This window comes from Niallia sp. FSL W8-0954 (assembly GCF_038005605.1).
Taxonomy (GTDB): Bacteria; Bacillota; Bacilli; order Bacillales; family Cytobacillaceae; genus Niallia; species Niallia circulans_A.
On the sequence record NZ_JBBOTN010000001.1, the window covers coordinates 977,643 to 994,150 of the forward strand.

General features: G+C 35.4%; 15 protein-coding genes and 1 pseudogene. 13 read left to right on the forward strand and 3 right to left on the reverse strand.

Going from position 1 to position 16,508, the window contains the following annotated elements; genetic code table 11:
• Window positions 1-169 precede the first annotated feature (169 nt).
• The 8 genes and pseudogenes from NX902_RS04800 to NX902_RS04835 all read left to right on the forward strand — a co-directional run bounded on the left by NX902_RS04800 (window position 170) and on the right by NX902_RS04835 (window position 8,463).
• Complete coding sequence (locus NX902_RS04800; protein WP_163185257.1) at window positions 170-862, forward strand: TetR/AcrR family transcriptional regulator; 693 nt, start codon at window positions 170-172, stop codon at window positions 860-862.
• Between the two features lie 241 nt (window positions 863-1,103).
• A complete protein-coding gene (locus tag NX902_RS04805) occupies window positions 1,104-2,516 on the forward strand; it encodes an MDR family MFS transporter (RefSeq protein ID WP_341160582.1) in 1,413 nt (470 codons plus the stop codon).
• Between the two features lie 124 nt (window positions 2,517-2,640).
• Window positions 2,641-3,609, forward strand: a complete 969-nt coding sequence (locus NX902_RS04810; protein WP_095333545.1) for a ZinT family metal-binding protein — start codon at window positions 2,641-2,643, stop codon at window positions 3,607-3,609.
• 108 nt (window positions 3,610-3,717) lie between these two features.
• On the forward strand, window positions 3,718-5,340 hold the full coding sequence (locus NX902_RS04815) for a metal ABC transporter solute-binding protein, Zn/Mn family (protein WP_341160583.1): 1,623 nt from the start codon (window positions 3,718-3,720) through the stop codon (window positions 5,338-5,340).
• 300 nt (window positions 5,341-5,640) lie between these two features.
• A pseudogene (locus NX902_RS04820) lies at window positions 5,641-5,799 on the forward strand (class I SAM-dependent methyltransferase); the annotation flags it as partial.
• Window positions 5,800-6,160: 361 nt separating this feature from the next.
• Window positions 6,161-6,508 (forward strand): YkgJ family cysteine cluster protein, encoded by a 348-nt coding sequence (locus NX902_RS04825; protein WP_047943283.1) that lies wholly within the window; start codon window positions 6,161-6,163, stop codon window positions 6,506-6,508.
• 47 nt (window positions 6,509-6,555) lie between these two features.
• Complete coding sequence (locus NX902_RS04830; RefSeq protein ID WP_047943282.1) at window positions 6,556-7,023, forward strand: DUF6323 family protein; 468 nt, start codon at window positions 6,556-6,558, stop codon at window positions 7,021-7,023.
• Between the two features lie 3 nt (window positions 7,024-7,026).
• Window positions 7,027-8,463, forward strand: a complete 1,437-nt coding sequence (locus NX902_RS04835) for a DUF6179 domain-containing protein (protein WP_095333550.1) — start codon at window positions 7,027-7,029, stop codon at window positions 8,461-8,463.
• A 247-nt stretch (window positions 8,464-8,710) separates the two neighbouring features.
• Here the strand turns inward: NX902_RS04835 and NX902_RS04840 are convergent, their stop codons facing one another.
• A complete protein-coding gene (locus tag NX902_RS04840) occupies window positions 8,711-9,232 on the reverse strand; it encodes a GrpB family protein (protein WP_095333553.1) in 522 nt (173 codons plus the stop codon).
• Window positions 9,233-9,679: 447 nt separating this feature from the next.
• Between NX902_RS04840 and NX902_RS04845 the strand changes: the two genes are divergently transcribed.
• Both NX902_RS04845 and NX902_RS04850 read left to right on the forward strand, forming a co-directional pair.
• On the forward strand, window positions 9,680-10,096 hold the full coding sequence (locus NX902_RS04845) for a MerR family transcriptional regulator (protein ID WP_053215735.1): 417 nt from the start codon (window positions 9,680-9,682) through the stop codon (window positions 10,094-10,096).
• The gene (locus NX902_RS04850; RefSeq protein ID WP_123259914.1) at window positions 10,093-11,010 is read left to right on the forward strand and encodes a DMT family transporter; all 918 of its coding nucleotides are present in this window, start codon (window positions 10,093-10,095) and stop codon (window positions 11,008-11,010) included. Before NX902_RS04845 ends, NX902_RS04850 begins: the two co-directional genes overlap by 4 nt.
• A gap of 240 nt (window positions 11,011-11,250) precedes the next feature.
• On the opposite strand, the gene NX902_RS04855 is transcribed toward NX902_RS04850, so the two are convergent.
• Both NX902_RS04855 and NX902_RS04860 read right to left on the reverse strand, forming a co-directional pair.
• On the reverse strand, window positions 11,251-11,754 hold the full coding sequence (locus tag NX902_RS04855; protein ID WP_341160585.1) for a MepB family protein: 504 nt from the start codon (window positions 11,752-11,754) through the stop codon (window positions 11,251-11,253).
• Between the two features lie 479 nt (window positions 11,755-12,233).
• Window positions 12,234-13,253 (reverse strand): ABC transporter substrate-binding protein, encoded by a 1,020-nt coding sequence (locus NX902_RS04860; RefSeq protein ID WP_095333560.1) that lies wholly within the window; start codon window positions 13,251-13,253, stop codon window positions 12,234-12,236.
• Between the two features lie 166 nt (window positions 13,254-13,419).
• Between NX902_RS04860 and NX902_RS04865 the strand changes: the two genes are divergently transcribed.
• The 3 genes from NX902_RS04865 to NX902_RS04875 are packed head-to-tail and all read left to right on the forward strand — an operon-like array spanning window position 13,420 to window position 16,319.
• Window positions 13,420-14,424 (forward strand): FecCD family ABC transporter permease, encoded by a 1,005-nt coding sequence (locus NX902_RS04865; protein ID WP_341160586.1) that lies wholly within the window; start codon window positions 13,420-13,422, stop codon window positions 14,422-14,424.
• Complete coding sequence (locus tag NX902_RS04870) at window positions 14,421-15,476, forward strand: FecCD family ABC transporter permease (protein WP_095333565.1); 1,056 nt, start codon at window positions 14,421-14,423, stop codon at window positions 15,474-15,476. The genes NX902_RS04865 and NX902_RS04870 overlap by 4 nt, the downstream gene beginning before the upstream one ends.
• A gap of 18 nt (window positions 15,477-15,494) precedes the next feature.
• Complete coding sequence (locus NX902_RS04875; protein ID WP_123258978.1) at window positions 15,495-16,319, forward strand: ABC transporter ATP-binding protein; 825 nt, start codon at window positions 15,495-15,497, stop codon at window positions 16,317-16,319.
• The last annotated feature ends 189 nt before the right edge of the window (window positions 16,320-16,508 follow it).

A 16,508-nucleotide genomic window follows, 5' to 3' on the forward strand; every position in this document is an offset into this window, starting at 1 on the left:
ACGGGCAACAAAGGAAAGGATCAATTTGAAGAGACTAAACCAGAATTAAATCTAACACCGTTAGATAATATAACATTGATTTTATATGGTGTAAACATTTATTTAACAGTGTTAGACAATTACATTATATTTTTGTATGATTGATTTATTAGAAATGGAGTTGCTATTAATGAAAGGGAAAAAAACAAAAATCACAAAAGAAAATATTATCGCTGCTTCTTGGAGATTGTTGGATAAAGTAGGTATCGAGGAATTTAGTATGAGAAAGTTAGCGGTTGAATTAAATATTCAAGCCCCATCTATTTACTGGTATTTTAAAAACAAACAGAGTATTTTTCAATCACTTGCCAATGAAATTGCGAAGGAGTCTATACTTTCCACAAAATTGGACGGAGATTGGAAGGGAAAATTGACTCAGTTTGCTGTCGGGATCAAAGATACATTGAGTAAGTATCCTTGCTCAGCTCAATTAATAATGAGAACCATTCCAACTGAGCCTGATTACATGATATTAATTAATGAATTACTTCAAGTGGTCGATGACTTGCCAATGGAAGACAAAGATAAATTTTCTTCTATTATGTGTCTATTAAATTACGTCATCTTTTTTGAATTAGACAAGTATGAACAAAAGAAAACACAACTATTAATATTGGAAGAATTCGGTCCAAATGATGTTCAAACATTGTTTAAACGACCCTTTGAGCAATTTCCTGATGATGGTGTAAAAGTATTAAAGAGGCTATATAATAATGATTTGTTCGAAGAAATAGGCTCTGACCGTATGTTTGAGAATGGACTTTACATTATTATATCTGGAATTGAACAGTTGATTATTAAAAATAGCACCAATGAAGAGTAATAAAGAGAAATTATTATTTAGCCCTGTTAATGTCTAACTTGTCGAAATGTATTGCAGACATTCGATGCGGAATAAAGAAACAAAAGAAAACAACTAATTAGTCAAAAATTGCAATAATAAGTGAACAGACAGCCCAATTATATAAAAAGGGCTGTTTTTTTTTACATATTGTTGACAAAGAAACAAAAGTGATGTTATATTTTGTTGACAAGGAAACTAAAATATTTGAAAGGATAATAATATGTCAAAAGATAAAGTTAGGCAATCAGGATTACCAAAAGAAATGCTGGCGGCTGCCTGGGCTCTTGCCATAGGAGGAATTGCTCCAATGCTTGATTCCACCATGGTGAATATCGCCGTCGATACACTACTTAAAGATTTCCATACTACATTAAATATTGTTCAATGGTCCATTACAGGTTATGTTTTAGCCCTTGCAATGGCAGTTCCAGTATCTGGATGGTTGATGAACAAATATAACGGAAAGAAAATTCTCATTGGTGCAGTTATCGCCTTTGGTGTCATTTCTGTTCTTGCTGGAATTAGTTGGAGTATTTCAGTTTTTATTTTCTTCCGTTTGCTTCAAGGATTTAGCGCTAGTATTATTACCACGCTTATGTCAACACTTTTGGTTAAAACGGCAGGTCCAGAAAACTTGGGGAGAGTGATGGCAATAGTAAGTACGCCGATGATTTTAGGTCCCATTTTAGGACCCGTCATCGGAGGTTTCATTGTTCATGGTAAATCATGGCATTGGATATTCTTCATCAATGTGTTCATTGTCTTGATTGCGGTACCGCTTATGATGAAATATGTTCCAGACTATAATCCATTCAACAAAGATAGTAAACTCGATATTTTTGGGATAATTGATTTGTCTTTAATGAGTGCAGCACTAATCTACGGAATTACGCAAGCTGCGAACCATGCATCATTCAACAATAGCGAAACAATTGTGTGGATGGGAATCGGTATTGTTTTAGCAATTATTTATGTTGTATATAATCGAATCCAGAAAAATCAATGCGTGCTTCCATTAAATCTGTTTTCACGCAAAAATTTCTTAGTTTCCAGTGTTGGTTTATTTTTAGCCAACATTGCCATCATGGGACCTATGTTAATACTTCCATTGTATTTTCAAAACATCCGGCAGTTTTCGGCATTCGAAGCAGCACTTGCATTAATTCCGCAAGGAGTTGGAATGCTTGTTACAAGACCAATAATCGGAATAATGATTGATAAGATTGGTGCGAAATACGTAGTTATTGTCAGTCTTGCTCTTTCAGTTATCAGTTCTATTCCACTTATCTTTATTACAGACCAAACAAGCATGATTTGGATTTCAGCCATATTATTCATTCGTGGCACCAGCTTTGGGGGAATCATGCTTCCGTTGACGAGTGACGCTTATACAGATCTCAACAGTAATCAACTTCCAGAAGCGAGTGTCGGTATTAATATTATTGAAAATCTTGGCTCAAGCTTTGGGACAGCTATTATCGCAACCGTTGTCGCCACTGTAGCACTAGGAGTGCAGCCAACAATTATTAGTGGTTACCATGCTGGATTTTTAGTATCAGCTATTGTCCTTGCATTAATCTTTATTCCAAGTTTGTTTTTAACAGATAAAAGAATGGATACGCTTAAACATTGAGCGTAGGGACAAGGGGTCTGTCCCCTTGTCCCTAAAAAAACCCTTGACACAAAAGTGGTGTAAATGGTAGGTTATAAAACGTAATGGTTACGATTTATTAAAATACATAGAGAAGAGGGGAAGAATGAAAAAACTGCTATTTAGCATTTCATGCTTATTATTATTAAGTGTGTTCTTAGCCGCGTGTCAAGGAACTAAAGAAGAGAAAGCGAATAAAGAGGAAAAAGATGCAGCGCAGCTTGTGCATGAAGCTCCGGAAAGTATAAAAGTGGAAGGAATTGCTGATCACTATCATACTGGAGATAAGATTGAGCTAACAGCTGTATTAGATAAAGAAACAGATGCTGATCATTGGCATTGGCATTGGTATAGTCGAGAAAGTGCCAATGATGAATGGAAAGTTGTTTCTGGCCAAGAGACAGCAACATTTACAGGGGAAGCAACAGTTAATGGATTAGAAATTAAAGCAGGCTTATTCAATAGTGATGATAAGGCAGTTGCTCAATCGGTGCCAGTTCAAATCGTCATTGATGATCATCATGGACATGATGAGGCAAGTAAAAAAATATATCAAGGGTATTTTGATGATAATCAAGTAAAGGATCGAGAACTATCTGATTGGGAAGGCGATTGGCAGTCTGTTTATCCGTATCTTCTTTCTGGAGATTTAGATGAAGTGTTTGCACATAAAGCGGAAAATGGCGATATGACAAAAGAAGAGTATAAGGAGTACTATACAGTAGGCTATAAAACAGATGTAAATCGTATTACCATTAAGGATAATGTGGTGACCTTTTTCGAGAAAGATAAAGAATATTCAGGAGAGTATAAATCAGATGGATATGAAATCCTCACCTATGAAAAAGGAAATAGAGGTGTACGCTTTATTTTCAAATTAGTAGATGGATCCAAGGAAATGCCTCAATATATCCAATTTAGCGACCATAATATTTTTCCAGTTGATTCTGCCCATTACCACCTATATTGGGGAGATGACCGAGAGAAACTGTTAGAAGAAGTCACGAATTGGCCAACGTATTATCCATCTGAATTAGATGCTGATGGTTTAGTCCGGGACATGTTAGCACATTAATATTATTTAAAAATAACGACGTTTTTTTGATTTAAATAGAATGAGAAAATACTAGTTTTTAAATCGTAATCATTACGCTTTGTTTAGGAAAATGAAAGGAAGAATAAGATGAAAAAGAATTGGTTACTAGCTATTTTTCTAAGTGTACTAATGAGTGTAGTTCTTTTAGGGTGCCAAAAGGGAGAAAGTAGTTCGGATGATAAAATTTCAGTTATGACCTCCTTTTACCCAATGTATGAATTTACTCAGCAAGTGGCAGGAGATCGGGCAAATGTGTCGTTAATGGTCTCAGATGGGCAAGATGCCCATCACTATGAACCAAGTGCGAAAGATGTAGCAAAGGTTAATAAAGCAGATGTTTTCGTCTATAGTAGCGAAGAAATGGAGTACTGGGTAAACAGCTTATTAAAATCGATAGATAACGATAATCTTGTAATAGCACGCACTGCGGATGGAATAGATGTAGAGGGGACGAATGAATCAGGTCATAGTCATGAACACGGCCATGGAGATACCGATGAAGAAGCAAAACATGAAAGTGATGAAAAAATAACGATTCAAGGGAAAGCGGACCATTATCACACTGGTGACATGATTGAATTAACGGCAAAGTTAGATGAAAAAGTAGATTATGACCACTGGCATTGGTATACAAGAGAAAGTGCGGACAAGGAATGGGTAACTGTTCCGAATCAAGGCGGGCCTAAGTTTAAATATGAAGCAGCAGACGAAAGTTTCGAGGTTCGAGCAGTATTATATGATGATAATCATAATGAATTTGCCGTGTCAGCTCCGGTAGAAATAGTTGTTAATAATCATGGCCACGATCATGGGGAGGAAGCTAGTCATGATCATGCTGATGGAGAAGAAGGCCATGACCATGGTCATGAAGCTGATAAAGATCACGATCATGAAGGTGATGCAAATGCTCAAAAGATTGAAATCGTTGGATTAGCGGATCATTATCATACAGGGGATGTTGTATCACTTGTTGCCGAGCTTAAAGAAAAGACAGATTACGATCATTGGCATTGGTATACACGAAGCAGCGAAGAGGAAGATTGGGAAGTTGTATCTGGCCAAGGAAGTGACCATTTTGAATACAAAACGACTGGGAAAAGCTTTGAAGTGAAAGCCGCACTATTTGACGAGGAGCATCATACATTTGCCGAATCAGAGCCTGTGACTGTTTTTATTAATGATCATAACAATCACGATCCACATATTTGGTTAGATCCAGTGTTAGCGCAAGAGCAAGTGAAGATTATTCGTGATGCATTGATTAAGGCTGATCCAGATGGAAAAGACATCTATGATAAAAATTCAGCAGCTTTCATTAAAGAACTTCAAGCATTGGATAAAGAATATGAAACTACTTTAAAAGATGCCAAGAACCGTGCTTTTGTCGTCCAGCACCAGGCATTCGGATACCTTGCAAAGCGCTATAATTTAGAACAAATTGCCATTGGCGGCTTATCTACAGAAGTAGAACCAAGTCCATCACGTATGGCAGAGATCGGAACGCTTGTTAAGGAGCATAATGTTCCAGTTATTTATTACCAACATGGAGCAAACTCCGCAATTGCAAAAACAGTTGCTAATGAAACAGGGACAAAGACAGCTATTCTATATGATTTAGAGATTTTATCTAAGGAACTGCAAGAAAAGGACTTAGGCTATCTAGATGCAATGCGCGAAAATCTGAAAGCATTACAGTTAAGTGTTAAGTAATAGAAGTTGAGTCAAGTTAAATAGACTGCTTGTTAATCTGGAGAAAAATATAAATAGTTAAAACGTCTCAAGGAAGAGGCGTTTTTTTTATTTTTTGTTACGATAGAATATAGTTCTTGGATATCAAAAATATTGACAAAAAAATTTATTTATGCTATAATTTACTTTTATTGAATATGATTATATAATAGGATTCTCCTGGCCAGGGGAATCCTTTTTTTTGTTCTAATATGAAGTATCAGAAAGGTGAGTCAAGTTTAATCTTGTTAATATTAGCTTTTGGAAATCCTATATAGTCAATTTGAAGAAAAAGGAATCCTTAATAGAGTTGAAAATATGGTAAAAATGGCTTCAGTAAGTGACGAACCAATGAAGTTATGTTTTTCTTATGATCAAATGGAGAGAATGTTAGAAAAATCCTGTTTACTCATTTGTGAACATTTATCACCTGAAAAATTAGTTAGATGTCATTTGACGATTGAAAAAATTCCTAGCTCTTGAAACTTCATTACATTCATACGATAAAGAAACATAACACAACTTTAAATGGATGTGACTGAAAAATGACCGAATAATCTCTTGTTAGTGCTTATCCTGGTAATTGTTTTTTTAATTCCTATTGAAATTTTTATCTAATTCTTCGCAAAGCATAAATACAGTTTTTTATATATAGTGACTAAAGAAACAACTTTATTATTGCTATTGAATAATAAAACAGCATATGAATGCCGTTTTATACTCCAATTTTGTTATTAACTAAAAAATCCATATCATTGAATGGATCTAAACACCTTACCTTTTTTAGGAGATGATTAGATTAGTGGAAAGTCTACCTTGTAATGGCTGCAAAGGAATGTGTTGCGGTCCTGTTCCTATTACAAAAGATGAGTTGAAGAAAATAAAAAAGAAGATAAAATCTATGCCTAAAAAAACACGTCTAGATTTAAAACACCAACGGCGTTATTTTGGGACCTGTATTTTCTATGACGAAACAAACGATCGGTGTGGTATTCATTCAGTACGTCCATCAATTTGTCGAGCGTTTGGTTATTATAATAATCTCATTTGTTTTCGTAATCCAAAATTAGCTTCTAGAAGAAACTATACGACCAATTCGCACCCTATCGGTATCTTAAGTGTTGATTTTACATGGAGTGACTTTATTTAGGAGAAAAGTCAAAACTTTTTAGGGGGCTAGAGGAAGGGAGAGAGCTTATGAATTTAACCGAAATTTTGAATTCCATCCAATTATCACACATGTCCAAGACAGTGATGGAGCTACTTAGTTTAAATGAAAAAACGAAAGAGCGAGGTTTGGTTCTAACGCCAAATGATGTAAAAACGTTGGTGGTGTTCAGAAATAAAGTGCTGCGTGATCATGCGAGAGTTGAGCTGGACATTGGAGTGTTAAAGGAATTAATTGAGGTGTTTTCTACTTCACCCTATATGGAGCGGGAGCATTATGTTGAAACGATAAATGAACTTCAGGAGATTTTTTATTATCTTAGAAATGAAACGGAAGATAAGATTGGGGACGTAAAACTTATTCAACGGATGAATGATTTTTATAACGGACCCTGTGCAGGATCTTTAGAACTATTAAAAAGTAAAATGGAAGAACTTGCAGAGAATTTCAGAAGGGATATGATGTGTCGTGATTCTTTATTTGAAGGTGATGATTAATGCGTGGAAATAGATAAAACACAAGATCGCTCTCGCTCGATTTCTAATATTATTATCGATCGATCGCGGTTAAAACGAAGTCAATATATCCTGTCTCTTTTGCAGGAAGGTCAGAGAGTGGGGATTATTACCAGTCAGAAGTCTTACCAGATACAAGTAGAGATTATGCAAGTTCTACAGCAATTGATACGGCGGTATACCCAAGGAAAAAGTACGTCAGTGACAGCGGAAACAGCGGAAGGTATCATGGCATCCCTAATGTATGCTATGGATGCCTATGCACTTCATTTTAAGGATCCTGAAGAAGCTATTGCGCATATAAATTTTGAGAATATAAAGAATATACATGCTAAAGGTGTTGAATTACTTCGCCATTACTTTGAGGACGCCAAACAGCTGTATCAAGAAGTAAAAAAGATGAAATTAGATGTGCCTGTTGAAGCCTATAATATGACCATTGATGAATCAATACCTGTATTTATGAACCATTATAATATTATTTTTGAGGCCCAAAATACAATGGCGAGTATTGACTATCCTTTAGCCATTGATGATATGCGACTTCAAGGTGTTTTTTATATGAAACAATATTTAGAACGACTGCGAATGGAGACGAGATTCTGTCACTTTTTTAGTCATCAAGATTTAATGTATGTTTTGACAAATTTCGGGAAAATATGTCGCTTTAATTATCGAATTGAGCTATTCAACATATTTGAGCTTTTAGTAAACAATGCTGTTTTTTCACTACTATCCGGAGGAAAAGCTACTAATGTTAAAATTTCGGAAGTTCAATTTGGTCAGTTGAGCAGAATGTTAATAGGTTGTCATACTAAACAAAGAACTAAGTTGATTCATGAAGCGGTCGATCAATTGCAGGAAACCTTACAAACGGATCAAACACTTACCCGTTATATCAATTTGTATCGAGATGAATTGATTCAAAGGGTAAATAATGCAGCAGAAATCGGTAGCTTCGAAACGTTGATCATCAGAGAAGTCGAAGAGCCCGAAAAAACAATGGTCTTAATGTTAAGTGAGAATGATCGAATGAGTGATATTCAAATGCGGGATTTAGTAGATCGTATTATGGAAAGTGACAACACAGAAAAAAAAGTTCAACTAATTCGGAAGCATTTTGTATCATTACATGATTATCTAGATTTACTGAATTCGGGATGTCTTTATGGTGGCGAATATGATGCACTTTTTGATACTTTCGATGATATCGAATTAGCTATTTTAGCCAAAATTGTATTTTATGAGAAATTACGAGGGGGAATGCGAGATTTCTCAGACATTGTTGCTGACGGTGTTGAAACAGAGAATGAGTGGGAAACACATTATATAGGGTTTATGCAGCAGCTAGAAGACAAGTGTATCGGAGCTGTTGGACGCCTTATCTATGATATTGATTATGATGATATATCGTTTTATTGAGTAAAAATATATAAAATGACGATTATTGGTTGGATATATAAATTAAACCTGGTTAAGGTAAATAACTTGTGTAAGTTTAACTGTACCTTTAGTTGCCCAAGAATAAGCGATGCTTCTTTATTGAAGCATCGCGCTCTATTATGTTGATCCATTAATTATAGGAACGGAAATTTGAGCAATGCAGCCCTTTTTATTAAATAATAAAAGCTAACTATTAGTTAATAACTTGGCTTAGTTATTAGCTATTTCATTTTTGGCTTGCCTCATACCATTTCAATGATTTTCGTTCAATTTCCTTAACAAGATAATTCTTACCCTTTATGTATGACTCAATATCATAGGGGAATTGCTGAGCCAGTTTTTCTTTTAGATAAGCATATTTCTTCATATAGTCTGTATGTAAAATCAAATAATCGCGAAAAGCTAAGTGCCTTTTTATCTCATAACTTCCAGTTTGATAAATATGAACATGATGAGTGCGATTTTCCCCGCCTTTTTGAAAATATCTCCGTTTAGGTATACCGTTTTCTCCTTTCGGCTCATAGCCGATTTCTTGCATATAAATATTATAATTATCAACTGTGTTAATATCTCTAACAACAGGCATTATGTCTATTATTGGTTTTGCTTTTAACCCTGGAACAGAAGTACTGCCAATGTGATGAATATCTACAATTTCATTTCCAAAGATGGTTTGTAGCTTCGCTGCTTCTTCTTTAAACATTTGCTTCCATTTTTCATCGTATGAAAATATTTCTACCTTACGCAAGATAATTCCTCCAATCCATCCATGGTTTTCATCGTTATCAAGCTTTTTATTATCTAAATTCTTGATAACAGTTTGTGATATAAAAAAGAAATGTCCTAGACAATAAGAAGTATACGGAATAATAACACATATTGTTTCAAATACCTCTAATATTTCTTGTTATATGCTCTTTGCATATATATCTACTAAAATCTTCCTGCCGATTTTAGATTTTAGCGACACAATGGACCTCTTTAAAGAATCTCCCATTTTTTCTAACAATCTCGTATATGCTCACAAACATTAAAGCTATCCTTTTTATCCCACTTACAAACTTAGCCAATAAATTTGCATTTGCTAGTATAAGAAAAATATCTCAATTATTCCTCCTCTTTGTTTATACATTTATTTTCTTGACTTAGAGTAAACTCTAAGTTATAAACTAACTTTAAATAATAGAAAGGGATGATATTGTTGTATTCCATTAGTAAAGCTGCTGAGGAGTCTGGTATTAGCGCATATACATTAAGGTATTACGAAAACATAGGGTTACTGCCCTCACCAAAACGAAACAACGGTGGAAGACGTCTTTATACGGAAACTGATATTCAGTTCATGAAATTTCTGAAAAGTTTAAAGGATACAGGTATGTCTCTAGAAGATATTAATGAATTTGTCAAAGACGGATGTATTTTAGAAAAAATCAGTTCGAATGCGGAGCCGACACAACTTACTCCGTCTATAAATAAACGTATTGAGATTTTAACCAAGCACTTAGAAAAAATGGAAATTAAAAAGAAGGAACTCGAAGAAGTGACTTCCATAACAAAGCTAAAACTGGATACATATTATTCAATTTTGAAACAGAATGAGGGAAATAAATGAAACATTTAAATATATACCTGATGTTGCTTGGATTCTCCGTTTTTACAGGAGCTACTTTTAATCTTGCAAAGTATACTGTTGTTTATTTTTCTCCATCATCTGCTGCGGCTTGGCGTTTCGGAGTGGCTGCTGCAGTTATGCTCATTATTTTGATTTTTACTGAAGGGATAAAGAAAAGTCAATTACAACAAAATATAGTTATATATATTGTTCTTGGGCTTATAGGTATCTTTGGATTTAATGCTTTGTTTTTTATAGGTTTAAAATATACTTCACCTGTTAATGGGGCATTAATTATGGGTCTAAATCCTTTATTAACAACTATTTTTGCTCGAATTATTTTAAAGGATCATATTACAAAAAAACAAGTATTTGGCATATGCTTTGCTTTCCTCGGTGTTTTATTAGTCATTACACAGGGTTCTATAGAAACCATAACAACCCTTTCTATTTCAATTGGAGATGTAATTATCTTTGCAGGTAATGTTTGCTGGGCACTTTATGGTGTGATTGGACGTAAATTTATAAAGAATGGCACTCCTCTATCTACAACCACTTACACAATGGTTATCGGTGCCGTCAGTCTAATAGTAGTATCCCTATTCACCTCTAATCCTGTGTCTATACCGAATATTCCCATTGAAGCTTGGGGAGCAATTGCTTTCATGGCTTTATTTACAAGTGTTTTGGGATATCTATGGTGGAATCAGGGAATGAAGGAGATTGGTGCGAGTAAAACTTCCTTATTTTTTAATCTTGTTCCAGTAGTAACAATGACTATTTCATTTGCCTTTGGAACACCGATAAAGGTATTTCAGATTTTGGGAGCATTGTTAGTCATATTAGGCGTTTTAACTTCTTCAGGAGTCATAAGTTTACCTAAGTACAAAGCAGAAAAACAATCGGCAGCATAAATATAGCAAAAAAACAATTATTCATTGAAATAGTAAAGCCGTATTTTCAAAATGCGGCTTTTCTTTTGTTCCAGCTTAAGTTCATCCTCACATCATAATTTTTTTCCTAGATTCCTATTTTGTGCTCCCTTTTAGTGACATAAAAAAGGCGCTCCCGTCTAGTTATGGATAATCCCTAGAGATTAAGCGGAATTACTCATATAACATAATTTTTGTCCTTTTATTTTAAAATTCTGTCCTTTAGGAATATAATTGCAGGACATCCGGATGAGGATTATTGGGATTATTAATTTCAAAGAAATACTCTAATTGCCATTTTTGCGTATTAATAGCTTGTTTATTAGTAGGTTTATCCCATAGAGGGTAAACTCTCATGGCCATTTGTCCTTTGGAAGTAGCCGTTTTAAGAATATTATGTTTCAAGAGTACTTCCTTTGGAAAAACAAATTGTCCCAATCTATTTCCACTAGCAAATGTATTAATTACCAATAAATCAGTCGCTTTGTCACATGAAAAGGCTTGGTTTTTATTAGCATCATCTTTTTCCCAGAAGGCAACAAACTGACCTACCTTATTGGGGGTAGTTTTTGCCACTCTAAATCTAACAGATTTTGAATTCAGCTGAAATATTCCGGCCCCATAATCAGAATTTTGAGCTTCTTCTTGGATAGATTTTATAATAAAATGATTTGGTTCATAAAAATTTTCTTTTACAAAGGATAAGGCTTTATAAAATTCATTCACTATGTATTTCCCCCATATATTTATTGTTACAATCCTTTTTATTCACTTTTATTTTGAATTTGTTATCAGTAATTTTCTAATATTAGCAATTGGATTATATCATGTTGAACAACTTGATGGAACATATATTCTCTTTTGTGGAAATTAACTTACATATATTTGCAAACTGTCCCTATTATTTAAGGAAAGTTTCTGTTGCTTCAATCCCTACTGCAAATTCTAAATGGAGAAATTTAATATAAGATCAAGGTAGATTCTAATAGAGCTATTTGAGGAGTCAGGATAAATTGATTTTCTCGTAAATAGTCGAATAGAAGGAAGAAGAGAGGCTTTTTTTGATTTTTCATCTGTTTAGCAAGGCTGAGGGGGGATTATTTAAAACTAATAAAGCCCAATCAATTATACGAAATCACGTTAGTATCTCCGTATAATTGCCGGGCTTTATTGGGGGTGGCTTATCGCGTCTTTCTTTAGGGTAGTTATTTATTTAGCATGATCTCTTCCAGTTCATCTAGCATTTGATTAGCTGCGATAACCCCGCCTGCTGTATTCCATACTGCATCGCTTACTTCATAAGCATTTCCTTTTTTGACCACATCTAGGTTCTTCCACAGGGAGTCGCTTGTCCATTCTTTTGCTGTATCTAAGGCTTTTTGGTCATCTTGTGGAGCATAGGTAAAGTAGAAAAGGATATCTGCATCCATTTTCGGAATAGCCTCTTTTCCTACTTCAATAGCAAGATTACCAAGCTGATTATCAGCAGTGAAAAGTGATTTTTGCTGTTTGGCACGTTTGAATCCTAATTCATCCAAAATTACACCTGAAAAGGAGTCCGTATAATATATCCGGGAAGTTCCAGCCATAAATCGAACCACAGAAACTTCTTGATTCACTTTATCCCCTAATTTTTCTTTTACTTCTGCAACATGGTCTGCAAATGCACTAAGCACTTTTTTCCCTTCTTCTTCTTTGTTCAGTGCTTTTGCATATAATTCAAAGTTATCCTTCCAATCACCTCTTAAAGTTTCGGAAAAAACAGTTGGAGCGATAGCGCGTAGTTTGTCATAGATAGCTTCTTGGCGTATTTTTGTCCCGATAATTAGGTCTGGTTTTAATGAAGCGATTTTTTCTACATTTACTTCATGTTCTACTCCAACTACTTCCACACCATCCATATCTTTTTTGATGTGATCGTACCATGGATTTCCCAGCCATGATTGGACGGCCCCAACTGGCTTAATCCCTAAAGCAAGAAGTGCTTCTGTTCCTTCATTCGTCAATACGACAACACGCTTTGGTGTCCCTTTAATTTCCGTTTTTCCCATTGCATGTTCAATCGTATAAGGTTTATTATCCGATGTGTTTGTATCGCTGGAGGTTTCTTTATTTCCTGATACTTCTTTTTCGTTATTTCCGCATCCCGCCAGCACAACAAATATAATGACCAACAGTGATACCAGCATTGGAGTAAATCGTTTTTGTTGAAAATATGTAAGCATATTTTCCTCCCCTTTTTTATTTGATAATGATTTTCAATAACAATTAGATAATATTTTATAATGAAAAATATGTCAATCATTAATTGAAAATGATTCTCATAGTCATTGACAGTCCCTATGACTTCTCCTAAACTAAAAATAGAAACTATTAGAGAGGGAAAACTACATGTTACTATTGAATAACAGAAGGAGAATCATTGGGCTTATTATTGGTTTACTATTATTATGTACTATTTTCATTTTTAGTATTGTACTAGGTTACGCCGATACGAGCTTTAAGACAGCCGTACAAGCTTTTCAGCAGTTCAATGGTTCGAATGAGCATATTATTATTAAAGAAGTTCGCCTTCCTAGAGCATTAATTGGAACTATCGTTGGCAGCAGTTTAGCGATTACAGGGGCTTTATTACAGGCACTGACTAAAAATCCATTGGCTTCTCCGGATATACTGGGCATTAATTCAGGAGCCAGTTTTTTTGTCATTATAGGACTTTTCTTTTTTTCTATTAATTCATTACAAGCATTTGCTTGGCTTGCCTTTTTAGGTGCAGCCGCCGCTGGATTTATTGTTTATTTTCTAGGATCTTTAGGTAATGAAGGACTGACACCAATAAAATTAACACTAGCCGGCGCAGCCATGGCAGCCATGTTTTCTTCGTTTGCTCATGGATTTTTAGTCATGAATGAATCAGTCTTAGAAGAAGTTTTATTTTGGATGGCTGGTTCCGTCCAAGGAAGAAGCTTGGAGATTTTATTTTCTGTTCTACCTTATATGATTATCGGAACTTTGCTAGCATTTTTAATTTCTAATAAAATGAATGTTTATAGCATGGGAGAGGATGTAGCAAGAGGACTTGGCCAGCGTACAGGTGCTGTCAAATTGCTGATTGGCATCTCGGTTATCCTGCTTTCGGGCTCGTCGGTTGCAGTAGCTGGTCCCATTGGCTTTATTGGTATCGTTGTTCCCCATATAGTAAAATGGCTGGTCGGTAATGACTACCGCTGGATACTACCTTTTTGCGGAATTACAGGAGGAATCTTGTTATTGTTAGCCGATATTGGTGCTCGATTTATCATTATGCCCCAAGAAGTACCTGTTGGCATAATGACTGCTATCATTGGCACCCCTTTCTTTATATACATAGCACGAAATGGAGGAAAGTCCTCATGAAGAAATATTTATCGCTTAGAACAGCCAATGACAAGGTTTCCTTTTTAGTGGATCGTAGAGCATTATTCCTTACATCTATATTCTTTATCATTCTGCTAGTAGCTTTTTTCATAAGTGCAGGTATTGGAGAAGATTACATTTCTCCTTGGCAGATCATAAGCATTTTATCTGGGCAAGGTTCGGATTTTGACACTTTAATTGTCCAGTCTTTCCGAATGCCGCGAATTCTCTTAGCTATATTGGTGGGGATGAGTTTAGCAGTTGCTGGAGCTATAATACAAGCTGTTGTACGAAACCCTTTGGCTTCTCCTGATATTATTGGAATTACAGGTGGTGCCTCAGTAGCTATTGTCCTATTTTTGGCTTTATTTAGTGACATGAATCATTCATTAACGATAAGCATTAATTGGATGCCTTTAGCAGCTTTTATCGGGGCAGCTTTCGTAGCATTTCTACTATATGTACTTGCATGGAAAAAAGGTGTTTCACCTGTACGTCTCGTCCTAGTTGGAATTGGTTTATGGTCGTTAACAAAGGCATTGACCAACTTGTTCATGATCTTAGGGCCAATTTATCAGGCTAGTCAAGCGAATATTTGGCTTACTGGTTCTGTTAGTACTGCCGATTGGAAAAAGATTCAGATTGCTGCACCTATTATTCTTTTATTATTGATACTATCCTTTATTATGGTAAGAACGTTAAATATTCAAGATTTCGGGGAAGAGATAGTGATTGGCTTAGGTTCTAAAGTACAGCAACAGCGTCTTTTTTTATTACTCATTAGTACAGCTTTAATTGGAACGGCTGTAGCGTTTGCAGGTGGAATTGGCTTTGTTGGACTGATGGCACCTCATATAGCTAGAAAATTAGTTGGTTCTTCTTTTGGTGCGTTATTGCCTTTATCTGCTTTAATTGGTGCAATTCTGGTCCTAATAGCAGATACAATCGGTCGAACTTTATTCCTTCCAATTGAAGTTCCTGCGGGAATATTTACGGCTGCTATTGGAGCGCCCTATTTCATTTTTCTTTTATATAAGCAGCGAAAAGTATAGGAAGGAGAAGTTAAACAAATGGTTCTTTTAGAGACAAATTCCTTGACCTTATCTTATGGAGATACAGTCATTATAGATGATTTATATATGAAGATTCCTAAAGGAGAAATCACTGTGTTTATTGGCAGTAATGGCTGTGGAAAGTCAACACTGTTACGTTCATTAGCTCGTTTATTAAAACCGCAATCTGGATCGATTTTAATTGAAGCACAAAAAATTTCTGAGCTCTCCACCAAAGAAATCGCCAAACAATTAGCAATTCTTCCGCAAGGCCCTGTTGCTCCAGAAGGGTTAACGGTTTTGCAATTAGTAAAACAAGGACGTTATCCATATCAAAAATGGTACAGACAATGGTCGGAGGAAGATGAACAAATCGTTCATAACGCTCTTGAGGCGACTGGTATGTCTGCACTGAGCGACCGTCTAGTGGATTCGTTATCTGGAGGACAAAGACAACGTGCCTGGGTTGCAATGACCCTTGCACAAAATACCAATATTATCTTGCTGGATGAACCGACAACCTATCTAGATATGACCCACCAAATCGAGGTACTAGACTTATTATTCGAATTAAATGAAAAAGAAAATCGTACGATTGTAATGGTTCTTCATGACTTAAATCTAGCCTGCCGCTATGCCAATAATCTAATTGCAATTAAGGATAGATCTGTTTATGTGCAGGGAAAACCGGAAGAAGTAATTACAGCGAAAATGGTTAAAGACGTTTTTAACTTAGAATGTGAAGTGACTGTAGATCCTCTCTTTGGGACGCCATTATGTATCCCTCATGGCAAAGGTCGCAATATTAAAAAAATGCATAGGGAGGCGCTTATTAATAGCTGATTTGTCCGAAATTGCTAAAACGCGTTTAGGGTAGCTATGAAAGTTAATCGCAATTTAGTCGAGATTATCCTCGGATGTTTGGTCTTCCACCAAGGGAGGATTTTAATTGATTCAGAGAAAAATCAGACAAAAGATAATCAGTGCTACTCTATGCTTTTGCTTTTTTCATACAAAGTATCTGAAAGAAAT